Here is a 15,639-nt window from a genome sequence, read left to right on the forward strand (position 1 = left end):
GTTGTTTCTCCTCCCGCTCACGGATAATCCCCCCATCGCGAAATCCAGGCCATCCCGCGAAGCCGCACCCGGCCCCGATACTCCGACAGACGGCACGATGGGCCGCATCATTCGCTTGCTCGCCGACCACGCCACGGTCGTCGTGAGCGGCACGAAGCTGGCGGAGGAGCTTGGCATCAGCCGTTCCGCCGTGTGGCGCTTCGTGCAGCAGCTCCGCGGCCTGGGCGTCCAGATCGTCGGCCACCCCGCCACCGGATACCGCCTCGAGGCCGTCCCTGACCTGCTGCTCCCGGAGTTCATCGCCCCCCTGGTCAAGGGCACGTTGTTTGCCAGAAACATCCAGCACTACTTCCGCGTGGGATCGACGAACGTCGCCGCCATGCAGGCCGCTGCCGAGGGCGAGCCGGAAGGAAGCACGTTCCTCGCTGAGGAACAGACCGCCGGGCGCGGCCGCGGCGGCCACTCCTGGCATTCGGAAAAATCCGCCGGCATCTACTGCTCCGTTCTCCTGCGGCCCGATGTTCCCCCGAGCGACGTCCTTGTGCTGTCCCTAGGGGCAGGCTTGGCGGTGCAGCAGGCGATCGAGCAGGTCACCGGCGTCCGCCCCGACCTGCGCTGGCCCAACGACGTGCTCCTCGGCAACAAGAAATTCTGCGGCATCTTGACCGAGATGAATGCCGAGCCCACGCGCGTGCGCTACGTCGTCATGGGCATCGGCATCAACGTGAACCAGCAGCGCTTCCCCGCCGACCTCGAGGAGACCGCAACCTCGCTGCGCCGCGAGACCGGTCGTACTTGGTCCCGCGTGGAAGTGGCGGCCTCTCTGCTAAAATCCCTCGACCACGAATTCCGCATGCTGTTGCCGCAGCGCACGGGCGTGGGCCCGGCGCCGCCCGAGGCCGCCATGACCATCATCCGCCGCTTCGAGGACCGTTCCTCCTACGCCCGTGGCAAGCGGGTGCACGTGGAGGAGAACGGCGGGTTCGAAGGTGTTACCTCCGGCCTCGACGACCGCGGCTTCCTGCTGGTGAAGGCGCGCGATGGCCTGCGCACCGTGCTCTCCGGAGGCGTGCGGGAGATCTGACGGAGCGCGGCCGCTCTCGACCGCGGATATTGACTTTTATGCTCTTCGTCCTCGATGTCGGCAACACCAACACCGTCGCAGGCGTCTTTCGCCCCGCGGGCGATGGCGGATACACCAAGCTCGTCGCCCATTGGCGACTGGGCACCAACCGCACCCAGACGGTGGACGAGTACGGGGTCCTGCTGCGCAACCTCTTCGCCATGGCCGACCTCGAGCCCTCCGCCATCGACGGCATCATCGTCTCCTCCGTTGTGCCCCCGCTCGACAGCACCTTGCGCGAGGTCTGCCAGAGCTACTTCGGCTGCAAGCCCTTGTTCGTCGAGCCCGGCGTTAAGACCGGCATGCCAATCCATTACGACAATCCGCAGGAGGTCGGCGCCGACCGCATCGTCAACGGCGTCGCCGCCTTCGAAAAGTATGGCGGCCCCTGCATCGTCGTGGATTTCGGCACCGCCACCACCTTTGACTGTGTCTCCCGCAAAGGCGAGTACCTCGGCGGCGTGATCTCTCCCGGCATCGGCATTTCCGCCGAGGCGCTGTTTGCGCGCACTGCGCGCCTGCCCCGCGTGGACATCCGCCGTCCCGAGCGCATCATCGGCAGCAACACCGTCGGCAGCCTCCAGTCCGGCCTCTTCTACGGCTACCTCGCGCTGGTGGATGGCATCCTCGAGCGCCTGGTCTCCGAGATGGGCCAGGAAACCAAGGTCGTGGCCACCGGCGGCCTCGCAGCCCTGATCGGCAACGAATCGAGATACATCTCCACCGTGGACGACTTCCTTACGCTCGACGGACTGCGCATCATCTGGGAGCGCAACGCGAAGAAGAAAACCGCCGAAGCCGCGGAGGCAAAGAAAAAGAAGGCTCGGAGCTGATCGAAGTCGCAGTCAACAGTCAACACTCAGCCGGCGACGTTTAGGGGCTGAATGCTGATTGCTCGCTGCGCTCGCCCACTACCCAAGACCTCCGGCCCGCGACCTGCCTGTTAGACTTCTCTCGCGTTTACCATGGAAAACTACTTCAACTACTTCACCGAGATCGAGGAGCACTTCCAGCGCCGCCGCGGCGGCGCTTTGCTGCTCTCGACCCTCGACTGGGCTCTGATCGAGACCTGGAAGGACGCGGGCATCCCGATCGAGGCGGTGCGGCGCGGCATTGACGCCGCTTTCGACCGCTACGACGCCCGCCCTTCCAGGACGCGCAAGATCAATTCCCTGGCCTACTGCTCGCAGGAGGTGCTCGCCGCCGTCGAGGACATGAAAGAGGCGGCTGTCGGCGCGACGCGTGCCGAAAAGCCCTCCGGCTTCGACGTGCCGGAGATCACAGCCTACCTCACGAAGAACGCTGCGCATCTCGAACGCATCGCCGAACTCGGCCCGGCCGGAAAGGAAGCTGCGGGAACGCTGCGCGCGCTCGCCGAGGGCCTCGCGCCATCGAAGTCAAACCTCGAGGATCTCGAGCGCCGCCTCACTGTGATCGAGGAGAAGCTCTTTGCGCTGCTCCTCGCCGCCACCCCCGACGAGGAACTCGTCTCCGTGCGTACCGAAGCCGACCGCGAGATCGCGCCCTACCGCCGCAACATGACTGCGCCCCAGATCGAGCAGTTGCACAAGCAGTTCGTCCACAAACGCCTCCTGGAGAAACACAAGGTGCCGCGCCTGAGCCTGTTCTACATGTGACCCTGATGGATTTCTCCGGTGTCATCCTGAGCGAGCGCGCCCGTCTTGGCGAGCGAGTCGAAGGACCCCTATGATCACGACCCTGATGGAATTGACGATCGACAAGATGGTTTACGGCGGCGAAGCCCTCGCCCGCTTGCCCGCGGATGAGCACGGCAAGGGCAAGGCCGTGTTTCTCCCCTTCGCGCTTCCCGGAGAGCGCGTGCATGCGCACCTCACCGAGCAGCGTCCCGGCTTTGCGCGCGCCGAACTCGACAGCGTCGTCTCCGCCTCGCCCCATCGGATCGAGCCGCGTTGCCCCTACTTCGTCCGCTGCGGTGGGTGCCACTACCAGCACGCCGCCTACGAGCATCAGCTCCAGATCAAGTCCGACATCTTGCGCGAGACCCTGCGCCGCACCGCGAAGATCGATTGGACGGGCGAGATCCGCGCTCACTCCGCCAGCCCCTGGGGATACCGCAACCGCACCCGGATGCGTCTGCGCGCGGCGCCCGAATTCGCCGCCGGCTATTACCGGCTCGGGACGCACGACCTCTTGCCCGTCGAGCAGTGCCCCATCAGTTCTCCGCTGATCAACCGCGCGCTGGAAGCGGTGTGGGAGCTGGGCCGAGCAGGACAGGTCCCGGTGCAACTTGTGGAGATCGAATTCTTCGCCGACGCTGCCGACACCCGCATGCTCGTTGCCTTCTTCGCAACCCAGCCTCCGGTAAAGGAGACCGCCGAAGCGTTTGCCGCCGATCTCCGGAAGAAGATGCCGGAGATCGCGGGCGTGCTTTTCTTCGAACAGCGCGGCGGCAACCGCGACCAGGGGCAGGTGCGCTCGCCGGCGGATGATCTGGATTCGGCCGCCGGGGAGCGTCCGTTCGCGGCCGCCGGCGACAAGGTGCTCACCTACGAGACCGCGAAGGCCAAGTACCGCGTCAGCGGCGGATCGTTCTTCCAGACCAACCGCTTCCTCACCGACAAGCTGGTCGAACTGGTCACCGAAGGCCGTTCCGGCGGCAAGGCTCTCGATCTTTACGCCGGCGTCGGCCTGTTCGCCACTGCGCTGGCCGCTACTTTCGATAAGGTCACCGCGGTCGAATCTGCGCCATCGTCGTTGTCCGACCTGCAGTGCAATGGTCCGGCAAACGTTTCGCCTGTGCAGGACAGGACGGAGTTGTTTCTCAAGAACTCGCCCGGCCTGAAGGCCGACCTCGTGGTCATTGATCCGCCACGCGCTGGCCTGGGCGATGCTGCTGCGCAAGTACTGGCGCAAGTGCGCACTCCCCGAATCACCTACGTCTCCTGTAATCCCGCCACTCTGGCGCGCGACCTGCGCGTGCTGGCCGCCGCCGGCTGGCGAATCGACGAGCTCAACTTCATCGACCTCTTCCCGCAGACCTACCACCTCGAATCAGTCGTTCAGCTGCTGAAATAACGGGGGCTGGCTGGTTCAGTGGCACATGAAGCTGAGGGCGCGGGAGATGAAGGGCTTCATGTCCTTGCGCTGGACTACGGCGTCGAGCATGCCGTGCTCGACCAGGAATTCGCTGCGCTGGAAGCCATCGGGGAGCTTCTGGCGGATGGTCTGCTCGATCACTCGCGGTCCGGCGAAGCCGATAAGCGCTCCCGGCTCGGCGATGTTCAGGTCGCCGAGCATGGCGTAGCTGGCGGTCACGCCGCCGGTGGTGGGATCGGTGAGCACGGACACGTAGGGCAGCTTGGCCTGGTCCAGACGCGCCAACGCGGCGGAGATCTTCACCATCTGCATCAAGCTGAGGACGCCCTCCATCATGCGCGCGCCGCCGGAAGCGGAAACGATGATCAGCGGCTTGCGCTGCTCGGTCGCGCGCTCGATGGCGCGGGTGATGACCTCGCCCACCACGCTGCCCATGCTACCGCCGATGAAGGCGTACTCCATGGCGCTCACGATCACCGGCCGGCCGTCGAGGTTGCCGCGCGCGTTGATGATCGCGTCCTTCAGCCCCGTCTCCTCCTGGGCGCGGCGCAGGCGCTCGGAGTAGGGCCGCACGTCCACGAACTTGAGGGGGTCGGTGGAACTCAGTTCGAGGTCATCCATCTGGTACTGCCCGTCGTCCAGCAGCAGCGCCAGCCGGGTGCGTGCGTCGATGCGGAAGTGACGTCCACAGCTGGGGCAGACGTTGTAATTGGCGTCGAGGTCCTTCTTCCAGATGATCTTGCGGCATTTGTCGCACTTGACCCACAGGCCCTCGGTGCGGACACGTTTCTCGTCGCTGGGTTTGATTTCGGAAGATTCGCGCTTGAACCAGGCCATAAAAGAAGTTCTTAGTACTCAGTACTCGGTACCCAGTTAACTGCGGCCAGATAGGAGAAGGGGCAATTGTACCCTGTGCCGCGACTCAGTACTCGATCCCACGCTGCGCCATCACGCCCTTTTCGTAGGCGTGCTTGACCTGGCGCATTTCCGTGACGGTATCGGCGATCTCGACGATGCTGGGGTGCGCGTTGCGTCCCGTCAAGATGACGTGCACGGAGTCGGGTTTCTGCTTGAGCGTCTCCACGACCTTCTCCGGGTCGAGCATCTTGTAGCTGATGGCGTAGTTGATCTCGTCCAGGACCACGAGGTCCCATGTTCCCGACAGGATGGCCGCGCGCGCCTCGCTCCAGGCCTCTTCGACCATGCGCACGTCCTCGGGGTCGGTCTCCGCACCGCCCACCTTCACGAATCCGCGGCCCATCTGCTTCATGACGAAGTTGTCGCCGAAGGCCTTCACCGCGTCCAGCTCGCCGTAGTGCCACGAGCCTTTCAGGAACTGCAGCATCAGCACCTTCATGCCGTTGCCGACGGCGCGCAGCGCCGTGCCCATGGCGGCGGTGGTCTTGCCCTTGCCCGGGCCGGTGTTCACGATGATGAGACCGCGACGAGCGTCAGTCATTCAGTGGCCACTGTGGTACGGATGTCCCTTCAGGATTGTAAATCCTCGGTACAGCTGCTCCAGCAGGACGACGCGGGCCAGCTCGTGCGCCAGCGTCATCTTGCCGAAGGAGAGGACAAGGTCGGCGGCGTGCCGCGAGTTGTCGCTGAAGCCGTCCGCGGGGCCCACGGCGAAGATCAGCGTCTGCGTGCCGCGGTCCTGCTGGTCGCGCAGCAGCTCAGCGAACTCTTCCGAGGTGAACTGCCGCCCGCTCTGGTCGAGCATGACGAAGGTCGGACGTGTGCGGCCGCCGGCCTTCTCGATCGACTTCAGCAGCGCCTCTTCGTCGGCATACTCCTGCGACTCCACCGTGCCGTAACGCGCCAGGCGCTTGAGGTATTCGTTTGTCAGGGATTGGATGGCGGGCTCTTTCGTCCTACCCGCCCACACGACGCGAAGTTTCACGTGAATGATTTAACCACAGCGGACACAGAGATACACAGGGGGCCGGTCATCGAAGTGCGGCAAGCGCAGACGCGATCACCCGATGACCCGATCAGTCCAGCCCGTAGCGCTTGCGCTTCTCCAGGAGCGTCTTGCGGCTAATGCCGAGGATCTGGGCGGCCTTGGTCTTCTTGCCGCGGGTGTAGTCGAGCACCTCGGCGATGTAGGCGCGCTCCAGGTCTTCCAGCGACATTTTCCGTACCGTCGGGCCGGCGGCCTCGCGCACGTGCACCGGCAGGTCCTCGGGCATGATCTCGGGCGCGGCGCTGTAGATCACGGCGCGCTCGATCAGGTTGCGCAGCTCGCGAACGTTGCCGGGAAAGCGGTAGTTCTCAAGCGCGGCCATCGCGGCGTGCGCGAAGGTCATGTGCGGTTTGCGATGGACTTCGCCGAGCTGCGCGAGCAGATGTGCGGCCAGAGGGCGGATGTCCGCCGGTCGCTCCCGCAGCGGCGGGATGATGAGGGGGATCACATTCAGGCGGTAGAAGAGATCTTCCCGAAAAGTGCGGCTGGCGACCGCGCGCTCCAGGTCGATGTTGGTCAGCGCGATGATGCGCGCCTCCACGCTAATATTGCGGTTTCCCCCCAGGCGCTGAAATTGCTTTTCTTCGATCACGCGCAGCAGCTTCGCCTGGATTGGCATGGATAGCGCGCCGACCTCGTCGAGCACGATGGTGCCGGCGCCAGCCAGTTCCAGGCGGCCGCGCTTCATCTGCGTGGCGCCGGTGAATGCGCCGCGCTCGTAGCCGAACAGCTCGCTCTCCACCAGCTCGTGCGGCAGGCTGGCGCAATCGATGTGAACCAGCGGCTCGTCCGCGTTCGGCCCCAGGTAATGGATGACGGAGGCCAGCAGGTCCTTGCCGGTGCCGCTCTCGCCGCGGATGAGGACGGTGGAGGCGGCCCCGGCGACCTTCTGCGCTTTCTCGAGGAGTTCGATGGATTTCGGATCGGCGGCGACCCAGACCGACAGGATGCCTTGCTTGGCGGCGCCTTGGCCGGCTGGCGGCATCTGGGTTCCTATTTCGCCCGCGTGCGGCCCCGCGACGGCTGTCGCGGCGTCCTGCGGGGTCTCTCTTTCTCGGTCAAGTGCGCGGGGTGCAACGGTTTCGCGGACTTCCACAGCCGCTCCAGGTCGTAATAATGCCGTGCCTTCTCGGAGAAGATGTGGACCACGAAGTCTACGTAGTCGAGCAGGACCCAATCGGCCTGGCGATATCCCTCGACGTGGGTCGCGCGGAGACCCGCCTTCTTGAGTCTCTCCTCCACTTCATCGGAGATGGCCTGGATCTGGCGCGGGTTGCTGCCGCTGCAAATCACAAAATAGTCGGTGAAACCGGAAGACGCTTTGTCCAGTTCGAGGACGCTGACGTCGGTCGCCTTCTTGGACTCAGCGGCCGCGATGGCCGCGGAAACCTGTTGCTTAAGGTCGGATTTTCTCAAAGGCAGTACTCGGTACTCGGTACTCAGTATACGAAACTCCGGGGAGACGGCTAGAGCTTCTTGTGCCCCTTATGGCCCGCTGGCTCCATGACGCGATTTGTAGAGATGCGTTTTCTGTATGTACTCGGCAACCGCGGCGTCCACGAACTTTCCCAAAGCCCTGCCCCGCGCTGCGGCCGTTCGGATCTGTGTCGCTGACACCGGGACTCTCACGTCGGGCAACAGGTGTATGGCGGTCTGGCCCAGTGCCAGCGTCCCGGCGGGCTTCGTCTCTTGGATCGCCCTGATCACGCTTTCCGGCGGGCGGATGGCCTCGGGTAGCGCTCTGGCGACGTCGGCCAGCGAGTATCCCGGGCGGCTGGCGACGATGAAGTCCACCTCGCGCAGCAGCGATTCCGCCTTGTGCCACTTGCCAATGTCCATGAAGGCGTCGATGCCGATGATGAAATGCAGCCGGTCGCGCCTGCCCAGTCCGCGCCTCAGGGCGCGCACCGTGTCGATGGAGTAGCTGAAGCCGGGCCCGTTCGGAGCTTCCAGCGAGGACGGGATGAAACCTTTGTCTCCCTGGGTCGCCAGCGTGACCATGGCGAAGCGGTGGTGATACGACGCGAGCGGGCGCCCTTGGCGGTGCGGCGGCACGCTCGAGGGCACGAAGTAAACCCTCTTGAGATGAAATTTTTTCGCGGCCGCCCGGGCCACGGCCAGGTGCCCGCGATGGATGGGATCGAATGTGCCGCCAAATAGCCCTACGTTCATCTGGACCCAATTCTAACCACAGAGGACACAGAGAAACACAGAGTCAGCCTGCTGGCGCGTTGCGGGAGCGGCGTTTGCGCGTGGAGCTGGACGGGTCGGCGTGCACCAGCGCGTAATCCTCGACCCGGCCGGCAGCTTCCTCGTCCGCTGCGCGCGGTTGGCGCTCGCGCAGCTTTTCCACCCGCTCTCCCATGCCGTACTTGAGGGCGTCGATGCCCTTGCCGGTCACGGCTGAGACCTCATAGAGCTTCAGCTTCTTGCGCGTGCAGTAGCGCTTCAGCTTGCTGAGCTTTTCTTTGTTCGCAATATCCATCTTGGACGCAGCCACGATCATCGGCTTCTTCTCCAGCTCCGCACCGAAGCTCTCCAGCTCGTTCATGATGGTGTCGAAATCCTGCACCGGGTCGGGGCGGCCGGTCGAATCCGAGACGTCCACCAGGTGCACCAGCAGGCGCGTGCGCTCGATGTGCCGCAGGAACTGCGTGCCCAGCCCCGCGCCGCGGTGCGCGCCTTCGATGAGGCCGGGAATGTCGGCGACGACGAAGCTGAAGGCGTTCGGGTCGGCCGGCTTGCCCATCGACACCACGCCCAGGTTCGGCTCCAGCGTAGTGAAAGGATAATCGGCGATCTTGGGCCGCGCCGCGGAGATGCGCGAGATCAGAGTGCTCTTGCCGACGTTTGGATATCCCACCAGTCCCACGTCGGCGAGCAGCTTCAGCTCCAGGCGATAGGTGCGCTCCTCGCCCGGACGTCCCGGTTCGTGCTCTCGCGGCGCCTGGTGGGTGGAGGTGGCGAAGTGCTGGTTGCCGCGGCCGCCCCGACCCCCGCGCGCGATCACCACCCGCTCGTCCGGCCCTTTGAAGTCGTGGACCTTCTCGCCCGTGCTGTCGTCGTAGAGGATGGTCCCCACTGGGACTTTCAAGACCACCGACTCGCCGTCGCGCCCAGTGCGGTTGGAGCCCTCTCCGTGGCGTCCGCGCTCCGCCTTATGCTCGGGATTGAAGCGGAAATGGACCAGGGTGTTGTGGCGCTCGCTGGATTCCATGACCACGTCGCCGCCGCGGCCTCCGTCGCCGCCCGACGGCCCACCGCGAGGGACGAACTTCTCTCGGCGGAAGGCCATGCAGCCGTTGCCGCCGTTGCCGGCCTTGACCCGGATCTTCGCCTCGTCAATGAACATTCGATCTATTTGAGCACAAAAACCAGAACGGCGCGGCTGTTGCCGCGCCGTTCGCGCTTTTCCTGGAATCGGTTAGTTTGCCGGAATCTTGAAATCCACTCCCCGATCGCTATTAAGTTTTGTTGTGGCCGGGACGTCAAGTTCCGCCAATTGGATCCTGAATGGGCCGGTGCCGTCGAGATTGAAGAGCGTGTGACCCACGATGGCGTAGTTGTGGATGTCGAATTCCCGACCGTTGCGGTAGACCAGCGTGGTTGTTTCCACTTCTCCGACGCTGATGGGGGCCGACTTTGCCCGGGGGTCGGCGCTCGGAGGCCGGTAATCCTGGTCATAGCGCTGTTCGTCGCGCGCGTACGGCCGGGTAGTCGCCCGGCGCTCGAAGATGGTCGGTGCAGGAGGATCGGCGTCCTCGGCGGGCGAGGGCTCCATCTGCACGTATCCGGGTGCAGCGGTGTCCGTGTAATTCATCGGGTACGTCGGATACGCCGGGTAGTAATACGGGACGTAGCCGTAGCCGCCATAACCATAGCCACTGCCTTGGTGATGATGGCGCCTTCCGCCGCTGCCGGAAGGTCCGGTCCCCGGCGCGCAGACCATGCCGCCCCCGAAACAATAGAACGTGGTGGGAGGAAGCGCCGGAGGTGTGCCGAATTGCGATCTCCCTTGCCACCCATTGGGTCCGAGTGAGGTCACGCTGGCTGGGACCCCGGGAGTATAGCCCTTGGATGTCTGCGAGGTGACGGACGCGGGTACACCGCGGACCTGGCCCATGGCGGCGGCCGCGAACAGGACGACAGCAATGATTCCGGCCCGCTTCATATGCCTGCTCCTGCTTATATCCTAATCCTTCTAACCCCGGCCGGCGGGGAAAGTTCTCTCCCGCCGCTCGTCCATTGATGCTGGCCGACGGCAAGAAGTTCCAGGGTGGCAAGGCTGGAGGCCAGCACGACGAAGACCAGGAGTGCGGCCCGGCGCCAGGGCGTCTCCGCCAGGTCCGCGAAGATGCCGCCGACGAACACGAACAGCAGCGGCAGCGACCACGCGGGAAAGGCACCCAGGTAAGCGTGCCCCAGCGAGGGAAGACCTAGCACCAGCGTCAGTGCGGTTGCCAGCAGGGGAGCGGAGTTGCCGAAATAGCGCGACCTGCGGGAGGAAAGGTACACCGCGGCTGCGCTCGCAGCGATGACGGTCAGCACGATGGAGGTGCTCGCCACGCTGGTGTGCACCACGTAGCGGGGAGCGGACCAGCCGGCCAGCGGTGAGAACCCGGCCTGCGCGAACCATCGCGGGCCGGCCAGCAACAGCAGGATCGGCGCGGCGATCGCCAGCGCCGCCACCATCAGCCCCAGCGCCTCCCGCCGCCGGTGCGGGACGAGGTAGAACATCATCCCCAGAGCCACCAGCACCATGAAGCTCAGTTCGGGCGCCGCGCCCACCATCAGGGCGATGGCGAACCCAAGGGTGGTCACGCGTCGCCAGCGGTGCCGGATCTCGCCCCCGAAGCCGCCCCGCGGAGGCGCGTAGAGTGTGTGCGAGACCGCTATCGAGATGAAGACCACACCGAACATCCCCAGCGCCGCGATGGGGATGGGACCGACTTGCGTAACCACGAAGGGCATCGGCGAGAAGCAGTAGAGGACCAGAGCGCCCATGCCGCCGATGTTTCCGTACAGCCGGCGTGCCACGTACCAGATCGAGGCTCCCAACAGCACTCCCAGGGTGATGAACGGCAGCCGTGCCAGCCACAGCAGATCCCTCCACGGCAACCCGATCAGATGGCCCACCCCGATGGGGACTTCCACCGCGAGCCGGACCAGCGGATCCCGGGGAATGTCCGGGATGGATCCAGCTCTTGGCGCGATCTCCGAGCGCGCCGCCGCCGGGGTGGTGTATGCCAGCCACGCGCATTGTCCGAGGAAACACAGGAGCAAGAAGGCCGCCGCGAATTGCGGCGGCCCCATGGGAAGCCCGAACATGTAGAAGTAGGGCTCGGAGCGCATGAAAGAGATTGGGTAAACGGGAAATTGAGAAATCGGGTAATTGTGCGCCAGCGTCGGCAATTACACAATTGCCCGATTCCCCAATCACCCAATCGATCTCTCACCAGGTGTAATGGACGCTGTACCGCACCGTCACTTCGCCGTCTGCTGGCACGGTGACCGGGAACTCGACCTGGTTGGAGTCGAGCTTGCGGAACGAGTGCGTCTTGCTGGTGATCTCCCAGTTGGGGCAGCGGTACAGATGCTCGACCACGCGGACCTCGGCCCGCTCTTTCTTGTGGTTGCGCACCGTGATCTCGAACGACTCGTCGAAGGTCCGGCGGTTAGTGTCCACGCGGTAGTCAGTGCGCTTGCGCTCGCCCACCAGGTCGAACGAATTGCCGGTGTAGAGGCGGATGGTCTCGTCTTTGGGCGTGTGGTCGATGTAGTTCTCGCCGGTGAATTGCAGGCGTCCGTCTTCGTCGCGGCGGTAGAAACGCATGCGTCCGCGGGGCAGCGCGATGCCCATGTGATTGGCGGCGCTGTTCTTGAATTCCTGCATGACCCAGATCTTCGGGTTGGATTGCGTGCCGTAGCTGGGGTCGTTCCGGATGTTCTCGAACGACCAGCCGCTGTAGCGGTTCCATTCGATATGCGCGCCGTCGTACACGTACAGCTTCTTGGAATCGACGCCGGTGGCGCGGACGAATTCCACCTGCTTGGTCTCGTGGTCGCGCAGGGTGACGGCCCGTTGCAGCGTGTACAGGTGGTACTCGTCGAATGAGCGCTCGGTGACCGGCGGCGCCATCGCGTCGGCGGCCTTCATCGCCACTTCCTGGGCCATGCGCCCGTTCAGAACCCCTCCGGGCATGATCTTGTTGACGTCGCCGGCCATCAGGCGGACGCGCGCGTGGTCGAACTGCTTACCGCTGGTATTGTCGATAGTGACCCAGCCGATGATGTCGAGCACTTCGCCCGACTCGGGCGCCACCACGTTGTAGTCGGCCTCCCAGCGCATGCCGCTGGAGACATAGGACAACTCGGCGTCGAGGTGCCCTGGCTTGTCGGTGGCCATCAGCCAGTGCAATGTCGGCTTCAGGATGGTGTCATCGCCCAGCGAAGGAAACAGCGGCAGTCCCGGCAGCCCGAATTGCAGGTGTCCGTCGATCTCGATGATGGGCTGCGACCCGGCCTGCGCGTATTGCTGCTGGTATCCGTAGCCGTATTGCGGCCCAATGTAGCGCGGCACGTAGCCGCTGCGGATGATCTTGCCCTTCACGATCTCCGTCTTGCCGCCGTTATGCGAGACCTGGAACTCGATGGTCTTGCCTTCGTACTTGGAGAGCAGCAGCTCCGGCGTGACCGGGTCATTGCGGAAGTTCTGCTCCAGGACCTGCAACTGGCGGCGCCCCAGCGGGTCGCGCAGCATGACCGAGTCCGGCTCCAGGAACGCGGTGGTCTCGGTGAAGTGGACTTCGTTGATGCCGGTCTTGAGCTCCAGCGACAGCGGCTGCCGGATGACGGCAAAGTTCTGGTTGTAGATGGTGATGGCAGGATCGCTCCAGCCGTCGTCGTCCTGCTGCCGCGGCACGGCCAGCAGGAACCCGGCGCACAGCACGCACAACGCCAGCAGCGCGGTGACAGTGATCGTAAGTTTGCGTCTCATGTCCGTTTCCCTCGTTTCGGGGGAGCTCTGTTCGCTCTGGAGGGAGAACGCAGATGCGCCGCCGCCTTGCACCGGGCCGGGAAGATTCTTACGATGACGGAGGTAACCAGGGCATGTCGCCGACCGTGGACGCGAGCGAGACATCCGCGTAAACGATTCACGGGCAAGAGGTTGATGATTGACGGGCAAATGAGTGCGGGTGCATTGATTGCCGCAGGAGAGGGTCGGAAACTCGCCGCCATGAAACACCTGGTCCATCGCTTACGGCGCGCATCTGCTCCCGTTCTCCTGGCAGTCTTGCTGCTACCCACAGTTGCCGTCGCAGCGCCCCGCAAGCATACGGCTCCGCACCAGGCTCCGGCCCAGGATCCGGTCGCGGTGGCCGTGGACCACTTGCGCAACCTGGAGTACGACCCGGCGCAGGTTCTGCTTGACGGCTTCCTGAAAGAGCACCCCGACGATCTGCACGGCTTGAATCTCCTGGGCACGGTCATTCTGTACCGCGAAATGTTCCAGCGCGGCCTGCTGGAGTCACACCTCTACGGCAAGAAAGGCGAGGCATTCAATCCCACGACCACGCCGGTCACAGACGAGTTCCAGAAACAGCTCTTCGACGTGCTCGACAAGGCGCAATCGCTCGCCGACGAGCGCGTCCAGAAGGATGCGAACGACAAGGAGGCGCTGTACTGGAGCGGTGTCACCCACGGCACCCGGGGCACCTACCTGTTTGCCGTGAAGCGCTCGTACTCCGCCGCCCTGGGCGAAGCCAAGGCCGCTAACAAGCAGCACAAGGCGTTGCTCAAGCTCGACCCGGCCTTCGTGGACGCCAACATGATCGTGGGGGTGCAGGATTACGTGGTCGGTTCGCTGCCCTGGATCATCAAGGTGCTGGCGGCGCTGGCCGGGGCGCACGGCAACCGCGAGCAGGGGCTGAGGGAGATCGAACTGGTGGCGCAAAAGGGCAACTACGCCCGTGACGACGCGCGCACCGTGCTCGCCGTACTGTACCAGCGCGAGGAGCGCTGGGCCGACGCCCGGCGCGTCCTGGAAGAGCTGGTGCGCCGTTTCCCGCGCGGCTTCCTCTCGGCGCAGGAGCTGGGCGCGGTCTGCACCCGGCTGGAGGACTTCCGCTGCGCTGCCTCCACCTACGACGTGCTTCTCGAGAAATACCATGCCGGTCCGCCGAACTCGGCTTGGAAGCGCTTCTGGGTAGCGAAGGCGCTGTATCTCTCAGGGCAGGCGCATGAAAGGCTGGGTGAGACCGACCTGGCGCTGGCGCGCTATGACGAAGGAGCCAAGCTGAAGGACCAGGACCGTTACATCCCGCGCTGCGACCTCGCCGCCGCCGATCTGCTGGCCCGCACCAACCGCATGGACCAGGCCCGCCCCCGCTACGAGCAGCTCGCGGCCTCGTATCCCGGTTCTGATGAGGCGAAGGCGGCGAAGAAAGCCTTGGAGCGCTGAATTACATCGCCTCCCTCGGTTTGGGCCGCAGGACGCGCCACCACCACTGTAGCCACATCCAGCCGAGCTTGATCAGCAGGAACGCCGTCGTGAGCCACAGTACGATCGCGGGTAACTTCAGCGCGACTGCCATGACAGCGTCCGCATAGTTCGCCAGGCTTTGCAGTCCGTCGCGGAAGGCCCGGCGCAACTCGTAACCTGGTCTCCATTGCACGCCGAGGACTTGCGCCTCGGCTTCGGAACGCAGCGCGACCGTAAGGGATGCCATTGCGACCTGGTGCGTCATCAGCCGGTATTGGGCCTCGGTCTTCTCGATCTTCCCGCGCACTTCGGCCAGTTTTTCCGCCACGGCGATGACATCTTTCACTGCCCCGGTTCGGCGCATGATGTCCGTGTACTGCGCTTCCTCGGCCCGGTAATTCTTGAGCGACGCCTGCAGATCTACGTATTCACTCGTGACATCATTCACGCTCGCGGTCTCGGCCTCGACGCGTTGCACGATCCTCCGGATCTGCGAGCGTGTCTCGTCGAAGCGAACCGCCGGAACCCGCAAAGTGATGCTCGCCGTCTCTGCCTTGTCCTCGTGGCCGATCTGCACGTTTGCCGCGTATCCCGCAACGGAGGTCGCTAGCCGACCGATCTGCTCCACAGCCTCTTGCGGCTTGCTGCTGATGACACTCATCGTCCCGGTGCGCACGACCTGCCGCTCGTCAGCCCCGCGGGCGCCCTTTTGCACTAAACTGTACGCCTGCATTCGAGACCCGCCGGAGATCGATTCAGCCAGGTTTCCGCCCACGCTTGCCTGTTGCCACAGCAAAACAGGCCCCCGTCCCACCGCCCCGAGGCCGGTAGCGCGCGGGGGCTCGTACTCCCTTTGTCGATCGTAGGAATCCATGGCGGTCAATGCGATGTAGACGATGACCGACATCACGAACACTGGACCTGCACCAGTCCGCGCTTTCTCCCTGAACCACTGCCATACGCCTTTCATGGCGCCCTCCTGCTCGGTAA

At 64.5% G+C, this 15,639-nt stretch carries 16 protein-coding genes; 5 read left to right on the forward strand and 11 right to left on the reverse strand.

Annotation, left to right across the window (positions count from 1 at the left end; translation table 11 throughout):
* Window positions 1-97 precede the first annotated feature (97 nt).
* The 4 genes from LAN37_11805 (at window position 98) to rlmD (ending at window position 4,180) form a co-directional block, all read left to right on the forward strand.
* Window positions 98-1,084 (forward strand): biotin--[acetyl-CoA-carboxylase] ligase, encoded by a 987-nt coding sequence (locus LAN37_11805; protein ID MBZ5647893.1) that lies wholly within the window; start codon window positions 98-100, stop codon window positions 1,082-1,084.
* A 38-nt stretch (window positions 1,085-1,122) separates the two neighbouring features.
* The gene (locus LAN37_11810) at window positions 1,123-1,956 is read left to right on the forward strand and encodes a type III pantothenate kinase (GenBank protein ID MBZ5647894.1); all 834 of its coding nucleotides are present in this window, start codon (window positions 1,123-1,125) and stop codon (window positions 1,954-1,956) included.
* Window positions 1,957-2,088: 132 nt separating this feature from the next.
* Window positions 2,089-2,760 carry a hypothetical protein gene (locus LAN37_11815; protein MBZ5647895.1) on the forward strand — a complete coding sequence of 224 codons (672 nt, stop codon included), beginning with the start codon at window positions 2,089-2,091 and terminating at the stop codon, window positions 2,758-2,760.
* 70 nt (window positions 2,761-2,830) lie between these two features.
* Window positions 2,831-4,180 carry a 23S rRNA (uracil(1939)-C(5))-methyltransferase RlmD gene (gene rlmD / locus LAN37_11820; protein ID MBZ5647896.1) on the forward strand — a complete coding sequence of 450 codons (1,350 nt, stop codon included), beginning with the start codon at window positions 2,831-2,833 and terminating at the stop codon, window positions 4,178-4,180.
* Between the two features lie 15 nt (window positions 4,181-4,195).
* Here the strand turns inward: rlmD and accD are convergent, their stop codons facing one another.
* The 10 genes from accD to LAN37_11870 all read right to left on the reverse strand — a co-directional run bounded on the left by accD (window position 4,196) and on the right by LAN37_11870 (window position 13,164).
* Window positions 4,196-5,038, reverse strand: a complete 843-nt coding sequence (gene accD, locus LAN37_11825; GenBank protein ID MBZ5647897.1) for an acetyl-CoA carboxylase, carboxyltransferase subunit beta — start codon at window positions 5,036-5,038, stop codon at window positions 4,196-4,198.
* Window positions 5,039-5,123: 85 nt separating this feature from the next.
* Entirely contained in the window at window positions 5,124-5,660 is a 537-nt protein-coding gene (cobO, locus tag LAN37_11830) for a cob(I)yrinic acid a,c-diamide adenosyltransferase (GenBank protein MBZ5647898.1), read from the reverse strand.
* Window positions 5,661-6,104 carry a 23S rRNA (pseudouridine(1915)-N(3))-methyltransferase RlmH gene (locus LAN37_11835; protein MBZ5647899.1) on the reverse strand — a complete coding sequence of 148 codons (444 nt, stop codon included), beginning with the start codon at window positions 6,102-6,104 and terminating at the stop codon, window positions 5,661-5,663. It abuts the gene before it with no gap.
* Window positions 6,105-6,195: 91 nt separating this feature from the next.
* Complete coding sequence (locus tag LAN37_11840; GenBank protein ID MBZ5647900.1) at window positions 6,196-7,152, reverse strand: sigma-54 dependent transcriptional regulator; 957 nt, start codon at window positions 7,150-7,152, stop codon at window positions 6,196-6,198.
* An 8-nt stretch (window positions 7,153-7,160) separates the two neighbouring features.
* Window positions 7,161-7,583, reverse strand: a complete 423-nt coding sequence (gene rsfS, locus LAN37_11845; protein MBZ5647901.1) for a ribosome silencing factor — start codon at window positions 7,581-7,583, stop codon at window positions 7,161-7,163.
* 69 nt (window positions 7,584-7,652) lie between these two features.
* Window positions 7,653-8,339: a nicotinate-nucleotide adenylyltransferase gene (nadD, locus tag LAN37_11850; protein MBZ5647902.1), complete on the reverse strand. Its 687-nt coding sequence runs from the start codon at window positions 8,337-8,339 to the stop codon at window positions 7,653-7,655.
* A gap of 43 nt (window positions 8,340-8,382) precedes the next feature.
* Window positions 8,383-9,519, reverse strand: a complete 1,137-nt coding sequence (gene obgE, locus LAN37_11855; protein ID MBZ5647903.1) for a GTPase ObgE — start codon at window positions 9,517-9,519, stop codon at window positions 8,383-8,385.
* A gap of 72 nt (window positions 9,520-9,591) precedes the next feature.
* Window positions 9,592-10,338: a hypothetical protein gene (locus LAN37_11860; protein ID MBZ5647904.1), complete on the reverse strand. Its 747-nt coding sequence runs from the start codon at window positions 10,336-10,338 to the stop codon at window positions 9,592-9,594.
* Window positions 10,339-10,352: 14 nt separating this feature from the next.
* Complete coding sequence (locus LAN37_11865; protein ID MBZ5647905.1) at window positions 10,353-11,519, reverse strand: hypothetical protein; 1,167 nt, start codon at window positions 11,517-11,519, stop codon at window positions 10,353-10,355.
* A 100-nt stretch (window positions 11,520-11,619) separates the two neighbouring features.
* Window positions 11,620-13,164 carry a hypothetical protein gene (locus tag LAN37_11870; GenBank protein ID MBZ5647906.1) on the reverse strand — a complete coding sequence of 515 codons (1,545 nt, stop codon included), beginning with the start codon at window positions 13,162-13,164 and terminating at the stop codon, window positions 11,620-11,622.
* 240 nt (window positions 13,165-13,404) lie between these two features.
* Here LAN37_11870 and LAN37_11875 point away from each other — a divergent pair, with 240 nt between their 5' ends.
* The gene (locus tag LAN37_11875) at window positions 13,405-14,628 is read left to right on the forward strand and encodes a tetratricopeptide repeat protein (GenBank protein ID MBZ5647907.1); all 1,224 of its coding nucleotides are present in this window, start codon (window positions 13,405-13,407) and stop codon (window positions 14,626-14,628) included.
* A gap of 1 nt (window position 14,629) precedes the next feature.
* On the opposite strand, the gene LAN37_11880 is transcribed toward LAN37_11875, so the two are convergent.
* Window positions 14,630-15,619: a DUF4349 domain-containing protein gene (locus LAN37_11880; GenBank protein MBZ5647908.1), complete on the reverse strand. Its 990-nt coding sequence runs from the start codon at window positions 15,617-15,619 to the stop codon at window positions 14,630-14,632.
* Window positions 15,620-15,639 lie beyond the last annotated feature (20 nt).

The sequence above is a fragment of the Terriglobia bacterium genome (genome assembly GCA_020073495.1).
In the GTDB taxonomy this organism is placed as follows: Bacteria; Acidobacteriota; Terriglobia; order Terriglobales; family Acidobacteriaceae; genus JAIQFD01.